This is a genomic window from Marinomonas primoryensis (assembly GCF_013372285.1).
Lineage (GTDB): Bacteria > Pseudomonadota > Gammaproteobacteria > Pseudomonadales > Marinomonadaceae > Marinomonas > Marinomonas primoryensis.
In genome coordinates this window covers 2,670,638-2,684,760 of the sequence record NZ_CP054301.1, presented here as the reverse complement: position 1 = coordinate 2,684,760, position 14,123 = coordinate 2,670,638, and the positions used below count along the sequence as shown (strand labels likewise).

At 45.0% G+C, this 14,123-nt stretch carries 13 protein-coding genes; 2 read left to right on the top strand and 11 right to left on the bottom strand.

What is annotated here, in order from left to right:
* Positions 1-29 precede the first annotated feature (29 nt).
* Together MP3633_RS12400 and MP3633_RS12395 are read left to right on the top strand one after the other, a co-directional pair.
* Complete coding sequence (locus MP3633_RS12400) at positions 30-971, top strand: nucleoside hydrolase (RefSeq protein WP_112137754.1); 942 nt, start codon at positions 30-32, stop codon at positions 969-971.
* 159 nt (positions 972-1,130) lie between these two features.
* Complete coding sequence (locus MP3633_RS12395; protein ID WP_176335778.1) at positions 1,131-1,406, top strand: RNA recognition motif domain-containing protein; 276 nt, start codon at positions 1,131-1,133, stop codon at positions 1,404-1,406.
* 45 nt (positions 1,407-1,451) lie between these two features.
* Here the strand turns inward: MP3633_RS12395 and MP3633_RS12390 are convergent, their stop codons facing one another.
* From MP3633_RS12390 to metG, 11 genes are all read right to left on the bottom strand, one after another.
* A complete protein-coding gene (locus MP3633_RS12390) occupies positions 1,452-1,778 on the bottom strand; it encodes a hypothetical protein (RefSeq protein ID WP_176335777.1) in 327 nt (108 codons plus the stop codon).
* Positions 1,779-1,895: 117 nt separating this feature from the next.
* Positions 1,896-3,046, bottom strand: a protein-coding gene (locus MP3633_RS12385) for an IS3 family transposase (protein ID WP_176334288.1) whose coding sequence is annotated in 2 segments (ribosomal slippage) — positions 1,896-2,809 and positions 2,809-3,046 — 1,152 coding nt in all. Because the reading frame shifts where the segments join, the coding sequence is not laid out codon by codon here.
* A 149-nt stretch (positions 3,047-3,195) separates the two neighbouring features.
* On the bottom strand, positions 3,196-4,533 hold the full coding sequence (gene aptA / locus MP3633_RS12380) for an omega-aminotransferase AptA (RefSeq protein ID WP_176335776.1): 1,338 nt from the start codon (positions 4,531-4,533) through the stop codon (positions 3,196-3,198).
* Positions 4,534-4,671: 138 nt separating this feature from the next.
* The gene (gene nth, locus MP3633_RS12375; protein WP_176335775.1) at positions 4,672-5,307 is read right to left on the bottom strand and encodes an endonuclease III; all 636 of its coding nucleotides are present in this window, start codon (positions 5,305-5,307) and stop codon (positions 4,672-4,674) included.
* A gap of 296 nt (positions 5,308-5,603) precedes the next feature.
* On the bottom strand, positions 5,604-6,368 hold the full coding sequence (locus MP3633_RS12370) for an electron transport complex subunit E (protein WP_244959626.1): 765 nt from the start codon (positions 6,366-6,368) through the stop codon (positions 5,604-5,606).
* A gap of 9 nt (positions 6,369-6,377) precedes the next feature.
* Positions 6,378-6,995 carry an electron transport complex subunit RsxG gene (gene rsxG, locus MP3633_RS12365; protein ID WP_176335774.1) on the bottom strand — a complete coding sequence of 206 codons (618 nt, stop codon included), beginning with the start codon at positions 6,993-6,995 and terminating at the stop codon, positions 6,378-6,380.
* Positions 6,995-8,053: an electron transport complex subunit RsxD gene (rsxD, locus tag MP3633_RS12360; RefSeq protein ID WP_176335773.1), complete on the bottom strand. Its 1,059-nt coding sequence runs from the start codon at positions 8,051-8,053 to the stop codon at positions 6,995-6,997. The genes rsxG and rsxD overlap by 1 nt, the downstream gene beginning before the upstream one ends.
* Entirely contained in the window at positions 8,054-10,495 is a 2,442-nt protein-coding gene (gene rsxC / locus MP3633_RS12355; protein ID WP_176335772.1) for an electron transport complex subunit RsxC, read from the bottom strand.
* Complete coding sequence (gene rsxB, locus MP3633_RS12350) at positions 10,495-11,091, bottom strand: electron transport complex subunit RsxB (protein WP_176335771.1); 597 nt, start codon at positions 11,089-11,091, stop codon at positions 10,495-10,497. The genes rsxC and rsxB overlap by 1 nt, the downstream gene beginning before the upstream one ends.
* Positions 11,092-11,099: 8 nt before the next feature.
* Positions 11,100-11,681, bottom strand: a complete 582-nt coding sequence (rsxA, locus tag MP3633_RS12345; RefSeq protein WP_024022437.1) for an electron transport complex subunit RsxA — start codon at positions 11,679-11,681, stop codon at positions 11,100-11,102.
* A 284-nt stretch (positions 11,682-11,965) separates the two neighbouring features.
* Complete coding sequence (gene metG, locus MP3633_RS12340) at positions 11,966-14,032, bottom strand: methionine--tRNA ligase (protein WP_176335770.1); 2,067 nt, start codon at positions 14,030-14,032, stop codon at positions 11,966-11,968.
* Positions 14,033-14,123: the final 91 nt, after the last annotated feature.

Sequence of the window (14,123 nt, the reverse complement as noted above, 5' to 3'; positions counted from 1 at the left end):
TAATGCACTGTCAAAAGAGGAAGGTAAACATGGCTCGTAAAATTATTATTGATACGGATCCAGGCATTGATGATGCGATGGCGATTTTCTTTGCATTCCAAGCACCACAGTTAGACGTATTGGGTTTAACGACAACGTTTGGTAATGTCCCCGTGGAGTTGGCAACACAAAATGCCATATCGTTAACGGAGATTGCGAAAGTCAACGTGCCTGTAGCTCAAGGTGTCTCGGTTCCTTTTGTAATTGCGCCGCGCCCACATCCTGATTTTGTACATGGTAAAGATGGGTTTGGTAACATCAATTGGCCAGCACCCAAAGGCAAAGCGATTACTAAAAGTGCGGCGCAATTTATTGTCGATACCGTGCGTGAGTTTCCCGGTGAAGTGACCATCATCGCATTGGGTCCTTTGGGTAATCTAGCCGCAGCACTTATCTTAGACCCAGAAGTGGCTAACCTTGTCGATGAAGTTGTATTGATGGGCGGCACAGCGATTGAGTACGGTAATGTATCGCCAGTGGCAGAAGCGAATATCATGAACGATCCACACGCAGCGGACGCGGTTTTCACCGCTGCTTGGCAAGTTACCATGATTGGTTTGGATGTAACGCATCAAGTATTGTTGGATAATTCTATTCTAGAGCGTATAAAGGCAGCCAACCCTGTAGAAGGCGGGTTCTTATACGATTGCGCACAGCATTACATTAATTTTTATAGCAGCCGTTTTGATATGGATGGTTGTTATTTCCATGATGCATCAACAATTGCTTATGTTATGGACCCGAGCATTTTTGGGGTTGAACTAGGCGCTGTGCGTGTTTCTTGTGAAGGTATTGGCATCGGCCAAACTATTTTTGCACCACAAGGAATGGAATTCCCGGAACCGCATTGGAATAACGTGCCAATGACACAGGTTTGCATGGAAGTGGACAGTGAAAAATTGTTGGCACTATTTGAAACTACCTTGTCATAGATATTTGCCGCCCACATTGGGCATTGATAGACAAAGACATTCAAGATAGTTAAAAGTCACTAGTAAAAGGCATGAGAGCATGTTCTCATGCCTTTTTTATTGCAGAATCCTATAAATGAAGAAGGTTGTTGAAAGCCTTCTCCAAAGAGAACGATTAAAATGAAACTATTAGTAAGAAATCTTGCGCGTAACACGACTGAAGAAGAGTTAAGAAAATTGTTTTCTGTTCACGGAACATTGCAGTCATGCAGTCTTGTGATGGACAAAGCAACTGGTGAATCTAAAGGTTTTGCGTTTGTTGAAATGCCAAAAGTTGGAGAGGCCAAAGTGGCCATTAAAACATTAAATGGTTCGGACGTAGACGGTTCTATCATTCGCGTTAAGAAAGCGGAAGATCTAGTAGCAAAAGAAGAAAGTGATCAAAGTAAAGATTAGAGTGCCTAGTAATTCTATATTAGCCTAGCTCATTATTTCGATGAGCTAGGAATGATAGTCGGAAAACTCTCTAATGAAGGTTAAATCTTTATCGGAGATAGTATGATAACTGAGCTTAATATAATGTTTATTATGCTCATTAAAAACATCAAGTTGAGGGTCACACAATACTTTAAGCGTTGCTGTCTCCCCTTCGTGAATGGCCTTCAGTTCTAATTTTACCATTTTTGACCCCTGTAAACCTTCAGGCGCTTCTACTTCTATCATTTTAGTGGATATGTGTGTGCAATGTATCGGCATGACGGTGCCATTGGTCAAAAAAAGTGAACCTGTCCAAAAACAGCGAACATAAGGGGAATGTGAAATAGACACTGATTTCTATCCTTTTCTGGGTGAAGATCCAAGGTTTTTTCTGATTCTTCTAATGCAACCATTATAGAGTAAGAGCACAGGATAAAGTGACAGCTATGTTGGTATGGACCCAGTTTCCTAGACAGTTTCTAGCTCCGTAAAATATCGCTTTTCATATTGCAGTGGCGATAATCCATCATTGGATCCATGGTGTCGCTTTGGATTATAAAAGCACTCGATATAATCAAAAATCTCTGAACGAGCATCGCTTCTTGTTTGATAGGTTCGATTGCGTACTCTTTCTTTTTTTAACAATGAGAAAAAGCTTTCCGCAACGGCATTATCATGGCAATTACCACGACGGCTCATACTGGCTTCCAGATTATTATCTTTTAAGAAGGTTTGCCAATCTTTCGAGGTATATTGAGCGCCTTGATCAGAGTGTACCAGTACTTTTTTTGTGGGACGTCGCCGCCAAATAGCCATGAGTAAAGCATCAATAACCGACTCCGCTGTTGCTCTTGATCTCATTGACCACCCTACGATCAATCTAGAAAATAGATCCACAACGACGGTGACGTAAAGCCAGCCTTCTTTTGTCCGGATATACGTAAAATCAGTTACCCAGACTTGATCTGGCTCTGGGACAATAAACTCTCTATTTAGTGTATTTGGCGCTGTGTTACGCTCAGCGCCACTATAAAAAACAGGGTGACGTTTGTAGCCTATGAGCGCTTTTAGGCCCTCACGGCGCATCACTCTTAGCACTCGATTCTTTCCACAAGACTTACCTTCTCCTTTTAGGTCTTTGGTGATATTGCGGTAGCCGTAAACACAACCACTCTCAAGCCAATGCATTTTAATCGTAACGGCAAGTTGGTCATCTTCTTGTTCTCGTCGACTTTTTGGGCGGTCCAGCCAAGCGTAAAAACCGCTCCTATGGACTTGCAGTGTTCGACATAAGACAACAATAGAATAGTCGTTGAGCCGTGATTTTATGAACGTGTACTTTTCTTTGACTCCCCGGCAAAGTACACGGCGGCCTCCTTTAGAATGTCCCTCTCTTCGGTCACCCGCTGAAGCTCCGCTTTGAGCCGTTGGATCTCTGACTGAGCGGAATCTTCCGCTTTTCGACTTGCTTCAGGTTTGCGGTATCGAGCAATCCAATCATGCATACTTTTGTAACTAACGCCAAGTCGCTCAGCCACTTCAGCAATCTTATAACCACGCTCTGTTACTTGTTTAACGGCTTCAATTTTGAACTCTTCGGTATAGCGTTTCCCACTCATAATTCACCTCATCTTTACCTATTATTATATAGCTATGAGATGTCTACAAAAGTGGGTCCATACCATTTGATATGAATCAAGATGTTGTTGTTCGCTTATTTACAACATCTTGATTAAAGGGAGGATTTATAGCAATCGGCTAAAATAGTTTAGCTTTGTTGTCTTATAGTTTCGCCTAACGCGTTGATGACACTGTCTATTTCAGATTGTTCTGTGGTAAATGGTGGCGCTAACTGAATGGTATCGGCACCATAACGAACGTAGTAACCTTTGTCCCACATGGCCATGGCAATCTGGAAAGGGCGTTTTGCTGGTTCATTTCCTATAGGAGCAATCGTGATACCGGCCGCCAAACCGTAATTGCGAATATCGGTAATCATCGAGCTTGCGCTTTTTAGCTGATGAACGCTGTTTTCCCACGCAGCACTCATGTTGCTTACTCGCTCGATCAATCCTTGTTTTTTAATTTCCCCTAATGACGCCAACCCTGCAGCGCAGGCAATAGGATGCGCTGAATATGTGTAGCCATGAGGGATTTCTAGCATGTAGTCTTGGCCACCAGTGTCCATAAAGGTGTCGTAAATCTCCTGTTTAAACGCCACCGCGCCCATAGGAATAACACCATTCGTAACCTGCTTTGCCATGACGATCGCGTCTGGTGTGACCCCAAAGGCTTCTGAGCCAGTTTTCGCGCCCATACGACCAAATGCCGTAATGACTTCATCAAAGATCAACAGAATGTTGTGTTGGTCACAGATTTCACGCAAGCGCTGTAGATAACCTTGTGGCGGCACAATAACGCCCGCAGAACCAGACATAGGCTCGACAATCACCGCGGCAATGTTTGATGCATCGTGCATCGTAATGAGATTGATAAGATCCTCTGCGCGTTCTTTACCTTGTTCCGCCATACCTTTAGTAAACTCAGTACCAGGTACTTGAGTGTGCGGTAAATGATAAGACTCTAAGCCTTGTCCGTATAAGGTGCGGTTCGCTGGAATACCGCCGACACTGAAACCAGAAACACTGGCACCATGATAGCCTTTGGCACGGCCAATAAATTTCGTTTTGGTGCCCATGCCTTTTTTACGCCAATATGCGCGGGCCACTTTTAGTGCTGTGTCGACCGACTCGGAACCCGAACCAGTAAAAAAGACTCGGTTGAGCCCCGCTGGCATGAATTGAGTGATTTGCTCAGCCAGTAAAAACGACTTCTCATGCCCATATTGAAAGGCAGGGGAGTAGTCGAGCGTTTTAACTTGCTCAGCAACCGCTTCGTTGATAGCGGGAACGCTGTGCCCAAGCCCACAAGTCCATAAGCCAGATAAACCGTCGAAAATTCTTCGACCGTCGAGGTCCGTATAATAATGACCAGCAGCGGACGTAATAATACGAGGATCTTTTTTGAATTGGCGATTGCCTGTGTAGGCCATCCAATGTGCATCAAGTTGAGCTTGGGTTAAGTTGGATTTAGCAATATGGCTCATGGCATCCTCTCAAAAAATAAAGTGAAATCAATAGGAGAAGAATGCCGAGCTAGAAAGGTTTAATAAATTTGATGTTATTTAATTTTAGATTAGCTTTTACTTAACTAAAGAGGGGTAACTAACTGGGCGTCAGTCGTACTAGTCTGATGTCTTGTCTTTAAACTCACACAGATCTTCGATTACACAGGCGTTGCACTTGGGTTTGCGTGCCACACAAATATAACGACCATGCAGAATCATCCAGTGGTGAGCGTCTAATAAGAACTCTTTTGGCACGAATTTTAGCAGCTTCATTTCCACTTCTAAGACGTTTTTACCGGGAGCGACTTTAGTGCGATTACCAAAGCGAAAAATATGCGTATCCACCGCCATAGCAACTTGTCTGAACGCGGTATTTAAAACAACGTTTGCGGTTTTACGGCCCACACCAGGAAGTGCTTCAAGCTCTTCGCGGGTTTCTGGCACTATGCTGTGATGTTTTTCAATGAGTATTTTACACGTTTTAATCGCGTTTTCGGCTTTGGCGTTAAACAGACCAATGGTTTTAATGTAGCTTTTCAGGCCATCGACGCCCAAAGCGAACATTTTTTCTGGCGTGTCTGCTATTGGAAACAGTTTACGGGTGGCTTTGTTGACGCTCACATCTGTGGCTTGTGCGGAAAATAAAACGGCAATCAAGAGTTGAAAAGGCGAGTTGTATTCTAACTCGGTTACGGGGTTTGGGTTTTCCGCTCTTAGGCGAGAAAAAATCTCGTAGCGCTTCTCTTTATTCACCTTAAATTGCCTTTATTTATTTTAGTAGTCTTAGATTAATACCCCCTCCCAACCTCCCCCTTAGCAGGGGGAGGAGCTTAGAGCTTTTATGCCTTCCCAGCTTATTTGGCAGGGAGGAGCTTAGAGTTATTTAATACCCCCTCCCAACCTCCCCCTTATCAGGGGGAGGGGTTTAGAGCTTTTATGCCTTCCCAGTTTCCCCTTTAGCAGGGGAAGGGGGTTTATGTCTTTATTCCCTCCCCTTATCTTCAAGGGGAGGGCTAGGGTGGGGTTTCTGTTTCTAGCGTATCAAAAAATTAGCTTACTTGTCCTGTTACCCGAACCCGTTTTGATTCGCTTGGGCCGTCTTGTGCTTTTTGGACGGCTAGGCGCTTCTTTTCTCGTTCATCAAGGTAGTTTTTCCCCGCGATAAGCAACCCTAAACCAATGAAAGCACCGGGCGGTAAAACGGCAAACAGTACATTGGGGTAATTTTCGAATACCACCCATTTCCACTGAATCGCCATGTCACCAAAGAGTAATTGCATGTCTGAGAACAGAGTTCCTTGACCGATCAGCTCGCGCATAGCACCCAATGTCACTAGGATCACCATGAAGCCTAGCCCCATCATAAAGCCGTCTAATGCCGAAGGTAACACAGGATTACGACTAGCAAAGGCGTCAGCGCGTCCTAGAATTGCACAGTTGGTAACAATGAGAGGAATGAAGATACCTAGAATTTGATAAAGCTCATAGGTATAGGCTTGCATGATGAGTTCTATACACGTGGTGAAAGACGCGATAATCATCACAAAAGCAGGCAGTCGCACCGCATCCGCCACATAGTTTCTGATTAAAGAAACGGCAATGTTTGAGCCTACCAATACGACCAGCGTCGCAAGCCCTAGGCCTAATGCGTTAACCACGGTGCTAGTAACGGCGAGCATAGGGCACAAACCAAGTAGTTGAACCAATGCAGGGTTGTTTTTCCAGATACCGTTATAGATGATTTCCGCGTAATTGGCGCTAGGTTTGCTCTCGGGAACAGATTCATCTGTGGCTATTTCGGCGCTTACTTTCATTGAGTTATCCTAACGCGCTAACAGCGCATCTTTGTTTTGTTCAAAATAAATTAGTGTGTTCTTCACTGCGCGAACGACAGCACGAGGCGTGATGGTTGCGCCTGTGAATTGGTCAAAACTACCGCCGTCTTTTTTCACGCCCCAGCCTTTTAATGTTGGATTGGTTAAGGATTTATCAGCAAAGCTTAAGATCCACTTGGACTTTTTAAGGTCGACTTTATCACCAAGCCCAGGCGTTTCTTTGTGGCTTATTACTCGGCTTCCAGTGACAACGCCGTTTTTATCAATGGCGACCAGCATGTTTAAATTACCGTTGTAACCACGCGGAGCAACGGTCTCGAAAATGATCCCCGTCACGTCACCGTTTTTTCGAGCAATGTGTATTTTGATGCCTTCTTGACTGCCCAATAGCGGATTGACAGGTAGTAGGGCAATGTCTTTGGTTAAATCGTTATCGTATAAATCTGCAGGCAGTATTTCATTGAATGCCGAGATTTGAGCACTCAAAATATTGTCTTTAATAGTGTGATCCGTTAGCTGGTGGGTTATCGCAATTAGGCCAGCGGTTAAGACAGCAAAAATGCCCAAGCCAAGACTGTTACGGCGAATGGAGGCAAATAATTCCATTAGTTATCTTCCCCTATTTTAAGACCCGTTTTGGCTTTTTTATGGCCGTAAGTTCTGGGTTGAGTGTAGTAATCAATCAGAGGAGCGGCAAAATTCATTAGCAAAACACCAAAAGCCACGCCGTCAGGATAACCACCCCAAGAGCGAATAATGTAAATCAAAATACCAATACCGGCGCCATATATCAGCTTGCCACGGTTACTGGTGCAAGAAGACACGGGATCGGTGGCAATAAAGAAAGCCCCAAACATGGCCGCACCCGTGGTGAGATGGAACAGAGGTGTTGCTGTATTACTTAGGTCAAAGATATGAAAGACGCCAGCCATAATAAACAGTGCGCTGAGCAGCGCCACCGGAGTGTGCCAAGTAATAATACGCAACCAAAGCAAAGCCAAACCACCGAATAAGTAGGCAAGGTTCACCCATAACCAGCTATTGATACTGGCCGCTTGCAATGCTGGAATGGTACTAAATGCGGTTTGGCTGTCTAATAAATCTTTGTGTTTAAAACCGTCTAACGGGGTCGCCATGGTATAGGCGTCGATCGTTGGAAGATGATTAAAAATAGCGTGTAAGCTTTGTAAGAAAGACAGTGTATTGCCCGAAGCGACAATGTCTTGTGCGCCGAGCCATTGGCTCATGGGGACGGGAAAAGACACCAGCACAATGGCATAGCCAACCATAGCTGGGTTGAATGGGTTATTTCCCAAACCACCGTATAATTGCTTGGCAAAGATGATGGCGAAACTAACCGCGGTTACTGTTACCCACCAAGGTACACTTGGTGGCAGCGCGACTCCTAGTAGCACAGCGGTTAACAGCGCGCTGTAATCTTTTAAGAAAAAGCCCACAGAGCGACGGCGAATAGCTAAAATCGCCGCTTCACTCAATAATGCGGTGATGCACGCAATCACAAGGTTAATTAGCGTGCCCCAGCCAAATAGCCAAGATTGTACGACAATGCCAGGAATGGTCGCTAAAATAACCATCTGCATCACCCAAGATGTGCGATGTCCTCCACGTTGAGTGTGGGGTGAAGTAATCCTCAATAATGCCATCTAACGATTCTCTTGCGTATTATCTTGCGAATGGGTGAGTTGCGCTAACAAGGCTTCGGCGTCGTGCTGTTTTTGACGCGTTGCTGCTATTTCTTGTTGGATACTGTCCGCGTCTTCAGGCGTGTTTTCCAAGCGTTTGGTTAATTTATTAATTTGCGCTTTTGCCAATGCTGCTGCGATTTTTTGCTTTTTGACCTTTACGGCTAAATCCGATTCAGCGGTCGAAATTTGCGTGCTTTTTTTCTCGACGTTCGAGTCATTACTGTCCGCATCAGATGGAATATTTTCTGACTCAAGTTTGGTGAGTTTTTCTTGCGCCACGATCAGTTTTTGAGGCCATTCTGATGCGCTGATTTCTGTCTCGTCTTTGCCTTGTTCTTTTAATAGGGCAATGTTCTTTTCGGCTTTTTTGATGCCCGCTTTGGCAATGGCGAGATCAATTTTACGTTTTTTGGCCGCATCGGCGTCTATGTTTGAACTGGAAAGCGGCGTTGCTTTTTCCGCTTTAGGTGCAGCGCTTGCAGGGTTGGCTAAGGCTTTTTCCAGCTCATCGGCACGTTGCTGCGCTTCTTTTAATTGCTGGCGTATTGCGTCTATCTCTGGTGCGTTGATCTCTTCTGCTTTTTTGAGTGCCTTCTCGACTTTTTTAATCGCCGCTTTGGCCATGGCTGCATCAATTTTCGCTTTTTTCAATTCGTCGCTAAGCGGTGTTTTTTCCGTAGTGGTTGCTGGCGCGGCAATAGGCGCTGCGGTTTTTGCTAATTGCTCTTCTAACGAAACAAGGATCTTTTCTTGCTCTGTGAATTGCAGTTGTAGCGTATTTACTTCTTCAAGATGTTCGCTCTCTTGCGCTTCAAGCAATTGCTTTTGCAGTTTTTTAAGCTTGGATTTGCCAATAGCAACGTCCACTTTTAGCTTTTTCGTATCATCGCTGATTGGCGCAGTAGCTGGCACAACTTTCGTTGGAGCAGCTTTTTTCTCACCAGTGGGTTTGCTTGACGTGGCTTTTTGACGAGCAAGGCGTTTCGCTTCTTTCTCAGCGGTTTCGGCGTCTTGACGAGCTTTACGTGCTTCAAAACGCTGCTTCGCTAGGTCGGCTTTCACGTTGGATTCACGGGCTTCGCGAATGCTGCTTTTAGAGTGGCGGTAATATTGCACCAAAGGAATACTGCTTGGGCAAACATAAGAACAGGCACCGCATTCGATGCAATCGAACAAGTTGTGATGCTCGGCTTTTTCGTGCTCTTGGCTTTTGCTGAACCAAAGTAACTGCTGAGGCAACAAACTGGCTGGGCAGGCTTGTTCGCACATTCCGCAGCGAATACAGGCTTGTTCTGGCGCGGGTGCAGGCAGTTCTTTTTTGGTCGCCGCCAAAATACAGTTACTGGTTTTAACAATAGGAACCGCAGCAGAATCTAGTGTGTAGCCCATCATTGGGCCACCCATAACCAATCTGTGTAGTTTGTCTTGTTTTGATTCGGCGTAATCCAGTAAATGCGCGACGGGTGTTCCCAACAAAACTTCTACGTTTTGCGGCGCTTTAAGTGCATCACCCGTCAAGGTGGTAAAGCGCGATATAAGAGGTTTGCCAAGATAAACCGAATCGTGAACGGCGACACAAGTCCCAACGTTTTGACAAAGTACGCCAATGTCGGCTGGATATTGGCCGCTTGGAACCTCTTCGCCCGTGAGCAATTGAATGAGCTGTTTTTCACCGCCGGAAGGGTATTTAGTCGGTACCACCGCCAATTGGATGTCGCTGTTACGCTCTTCAAGTAATGATTTTAAAGCCGAAATCGCAGTGGGTTTATTGTCTTCAATGCCAATGACAACTTGATCCGCTTCTACGAGGTGTTGAAGTATTTCGATGCCTAAAATTAATTCTAGAGTTTTCTCACGAATTAACATGTCATCCGCGGTAATGTAAGGTTCACACTCTGCTGCATTGATTATGAAATGCGTCAGTGGATTCTTGTGCGCGCCTTGCAGCTTTACCTGCGTCGGGAAGCCTGCGCCACCCATGCCGACAATGCCCATTTTTGCTAAGTAGGCTAACACGTCGGTTTTGCTGTTTGTTTGCCACTGGATTAATGGTTCAAGTGCAGTCCATTCTTCTTTTCCATCGGGTGACAAAATGATGCAAAGGTCACTTAATCCAGAAGGGTGTGCAATAAGTCGTTCTTCAATGGCCGTGATGCTGCCTGACGTTGGCGCGTGTAAAAAACTGCTCAAAAAGCCATTGTTGATGGCGATGGTCTCGCCTTTTAACACGTGGTCGCCAATTGCCACAAGCGGACGAGAACTTTGCCCTATGTGTTGTCCAAGCGGCAATATAAGCTCGCTTGGTAAATTAGGTCGGCCCAATGGTAGCTGTAATGATTGCGCTTTATTTTCAGCTGGATGAATGCCGCCGTGAAAAGAAAAAATGTTAGCCGTTTGCATTAGTGAACAACCTCCGCTGTGCGGTCGGTGGCAATAATATTCAACGAGGTTTCCGCGATGCCTTGCGGTTTGTTCCACGCCCACGTTTTCGCTGTCACGCCAACTTCTACCATATCGATACAATCTACTGGACAAGGTTCAACACAAAGATCGCAACCTGTGCACTCATCGGCAATCACGGTGTGCATTTGTTTTGCAGCGCCTAAAATAGCATCGACAGGGCAAGCCTGAATGCATTTTGTGCAACCTATGCATTCGTCTTCGCGAATCACTGCGACACGTTTTGCGCTTTCTGTGCCGTGGTCACCGTCTAATGGAATGGCTTCTACATCGAGTAAATCCGCTAACGCTTGAATCGTTGCTTGTCCACCGGGAGGGCAATGGTTGATGGCTTCACCGTTGGAGATGGCTTCTGCGTACGGACGACAACCTGGATGGCCACATTGACCACACTGGGTTTGTGGGAGAATCGCGTCAATTTGGTCAATTATTGGGTCGCCTTCCACATGAAAACGTACATTGGCGTAGCCAAGAATAGCGCCGAAAACAAGCGACAAAAGCACCAAGATTCCAATAGCGAGTAAAACAGTCAACATATCGGCTCCTAAATCTGCACTAGGGCGGTAAAGCCCATGAAGGCCAGAGCCATGAGTCCCGCGGTAATCATACCGATAGCAGAACCTTTAAATACCGTTGGTACGTCAGCGACGTTAATGCGTTCGCGCATGGCGGAAAATAGAATCAGGACAAATGAGAAACCTACCGCCGCGCCAAAGCCGTAAAGAATGGATTCTACAAATCCGTTTTGCTTACTGATGTTTTGTAATGCGACACCTAACACCGCGCAGTTAGTGGTGATAAGCGGTAAAAAAATACCGAGTACACGATAAAGAAGAGGGCTGGTTTTACGGACGACCATTTCAGTGAACTGCACAACGACAGCAATCACCAAAATAAAGGAAATGGTTTGCAAATACTCAAGGCCAAACGGCTGAAGTATATAGGTGTAAGTCAGGTAACTACACAGGCTCGACAGAGTTAAAACAAAGGTCGTCGCCATGGCCATGCCAATGGAAGTTTCCAGTTTCCCAGACACGCCCATAAAAGGGCAAAGGCCCAAAAACTGTACCAATACAAAGTTATTAACCAGAATGGTACTGACCAGTATCAGGAGATATTCAGTCATCTCACGTCCAAAAAAGTGTGTAGTGAATTCGTTGATTTTAGATGCTTTTGATAAAAAGTATCTTCGAGCGTAACTATACCAATCTGCTTATAACTAACAAGACTAAAACTCTTGTGTATTTAGTCTGATTTAGTATATAGATAATAAGTTATGCTTATATAAGTTTGGTTTATGATTGTCTAAAAATGCTAACACTCACCTTATTAATGTTCTTTCTCATTCACTAAGGTGAGCGTTACTATCGTTGCCACAAGGGCCATGTTACTTACATGACGCAAACGCTTTTACATAACGCGTTGGCCAGGCTTAGCACCACTATGAGGTTCTAGAAGATAAATATCTTCACCGCCAGGACCTGCGGCTAATACCATGCCTTCTGACAGGCCAAACTTCATTTTACGTGGCGCAAGGTTGGCCACCATGACGGTGTATTTGCCTTCTAAATCTTCTGGCTTGTAAGCAGACTTAATACCAGAGAAAACCGTACGAGTTTCACCACCGATATCGAGCGTCAATTTTAGCAACTTATTGGCTTTTTCAACGTGTTCTGCTTTGGTGATTAGCGCGATACGCAAATCCACTTTAGCAAAGTCATCGAAATTAATTTCCGCTTCTATCGGCTCTTTGCTCAACTCTGTTGCTTCTTGCGGTACTGTTTGATCTGAAGGCTCTGCGGCTTCTTTTGCCGCGGCTTCGATCAAGGCTTCTGCTTTGCCTTCTTCGATCATGGCATCAATTTGCTTCTGATCAATACGACCCATCAAAGGTTTAAACGCATTAACTTTGTTACCAAATAGCAATTCGCTGCGGTTGTCCCATGTTAGCTCTTTGCCAAGGAAAGCTTCGGCATCGGCGATCATGTTTGGCATCACAGGTTTCAGATAAGTCGCTAAGATACTGAACAAGTTCAGCGCCACGGTACACACTTCTTGAACCTTCGGCAGCGTTGCTTCGTCTTTAGCCAAGACCCAAGGTGCTTGATCGGCAATGTAAGTATTGGCCACATCGGCAAGGCGCATTATCTCACGAATGGCTTTACCGTATTCACGGCTTTCATAATGCTGAGCAATCGTTTCGCCGGCATCGATAAAAGACTGGATCATCTCAGGTTCGCTGATCTCGCTTGCTAATTGACCATCGAACTTTTTGCCAATGAAACTGGCTGTTCGGCTGGCGATGTTGACCACTTTACCAACGACGTCTGAATTCACGCGCTGGATGAAATCTTGCAAATTCAAATCGATATCATCAATACTGGCATTCAGTTTTGCCGCAAAGTAGTAGCGTAAATATTGTGGGTCTAAATGGTTCAAGTAAGTGCGAGCCTTAATAAAAGTACCACGGGACTTGGACATTTTTTTATTGTCTACCGTGACATAGCCGTGCGCATTAACCTTAGTTGGTGTGCGATAGCCTGCACAATCCAGCATCGCAGGCCAGAACAAGGCATGGAAATTGATAATGTCTTTGCCAATAAAATGATAAAGCTCCGCATCAGAATCTTGTGCCCAGTAATCGTCAAAATTCAAACCTTCGGTACGATCACATAAATTCTGGAAGCTCGCCATGTAACCAATCGGTGCGTCTAGCCAAACATAGAAATATTTCCCCGGCGCATCTGGAATTTCAAAACCAAAGTAAGGCGCATCACGGCTGATATCCCATTCTTTTAAGCCTGAATCAAGCCATTCGGATAGCTTGTTAGCGACTTGCTCTTGCAAGGTGCCACTGCGAGTCCAAGTGGTTAGGAAATCTTGGAAGTCTGGAAGCTTGAAGAAATAGTGTTCCGATTCTTTTTCAACAGGCGTCGCACCAGAATACACAGAAACCGGATTGATCATTTCCATTGGCGTGTAAGTCGCAGAACACACTTCACAGTTGTCGCCGTATTGGTCTTCCGCTTTGCACTTAGGGCACGTTCCCTTGATGAAACGATCCGCAAGGAACATTTCTTTCTCGGGGTCGTATGCTTGCACGATAGAACGAACAGCAATTTTGCCGTTATCACGTAACTGCTTATAAATATGGCTTGAAATTTCACGGTTTTCGTCAGAATGCGTTGTATGGTAGTTGTCGTAACCAATCAAGAAATCGTTAAAGTCAGCCATGTGCTCTTGGCGAACGCCTTCAATTAATTCTTCTGAAGTGATGCCGAGTTGAGCGGCTTTAATCATAATGGCGGTGCCATGGGCATCGTCCGCACAAACTGCTGTACAAAGATGACCGCGCATTTTTTGAAAACGCACCCAGATATCTGTTTGGATGTGTTCCAGCATGTGCCCTAAATGGATAGAACCATTAGCATAAGGAAGGGCGCTGGTGACTAAAATTTTGCGTTGCGTTTGTGCCATTTTTGATAAGCCTGCTGGATTAAAAAAGGTCGGATATTCTACCAAGAATTAGGGACGGATGACGAACAATTAAAAAGCCTAAAACACAGAT

Excerpts from the sequence above, each read along its gene's own strand:
- MP3633_RS12400 (WP_112137754.1), top strand. The coding sequence starts at position 30 with ATGGCTCGTAAAATTATTATTGATACGGATCCAGGCATTGATGATGCG.
- MP3633_RS12395 (WP_176335778.1), top strand. The coding sequence starts at position 1,131 with ATGAAACTATTAGTAAGAAATCTTGCGCGTAACACGACTGAAGAAGAG.
- aptA (WP_176335776.1), bottom strand. The coding sequence starts at position 4,533 with ATGAGCCATATTGCTAAATCCAACTTAACCCAAGCTCAACTTGATGCA.
- MP3633_RS12370 (WP_244959626.1), bottom strand. The coding sequence starts at position 6,368 with ATGAAAGTAAGCGCCGAAATAGCCACAGATGAATCTGTTCCCGAGAGC.
- rsxG (WP_176335774.1), bottom strand. The coding sequence starts at position 6,995 with ATGGAATTATTTGCCTCCATTCGCCGTAACAGTCTTGGCTTGGGCATT.
- rsxD (WP_176335773.1), bottom strand. The coding sequence starts at position 8,053 with ATGGCATTATTGAGGATTACTTCACCCCACACTCAACGTGGAGGACAT.
- rsxC (WP_176335772.1), bottom strand. The coding sequence starts at position 10,495 with ATGCAAACGGCTAACATTTTTTCTTTTCACGGCGGCATTCATCCAGCT.
- rsxB (WP_176335771.1), bottom strand. The coding sequence starts at position 11,091 with ATGTTGACTGTTTTACTCGCTATTGGAATCTTGGTGCTTTTGTCGCTT.
- rsxA (WP_024022437.1), bottom strand. The coding sequence starts at position 11,681 with ATGACTGAATATCTCCTGATACTGGTCAGTACCATTCTGGTTAATAAC.
- metG (WP_176335770.1), bottom strand. The coding sequence starts at position 14,032 with ATGGCACAAACGCAACGCAAAATTTTAGTCACCAGCGCCCTTCCTTAT.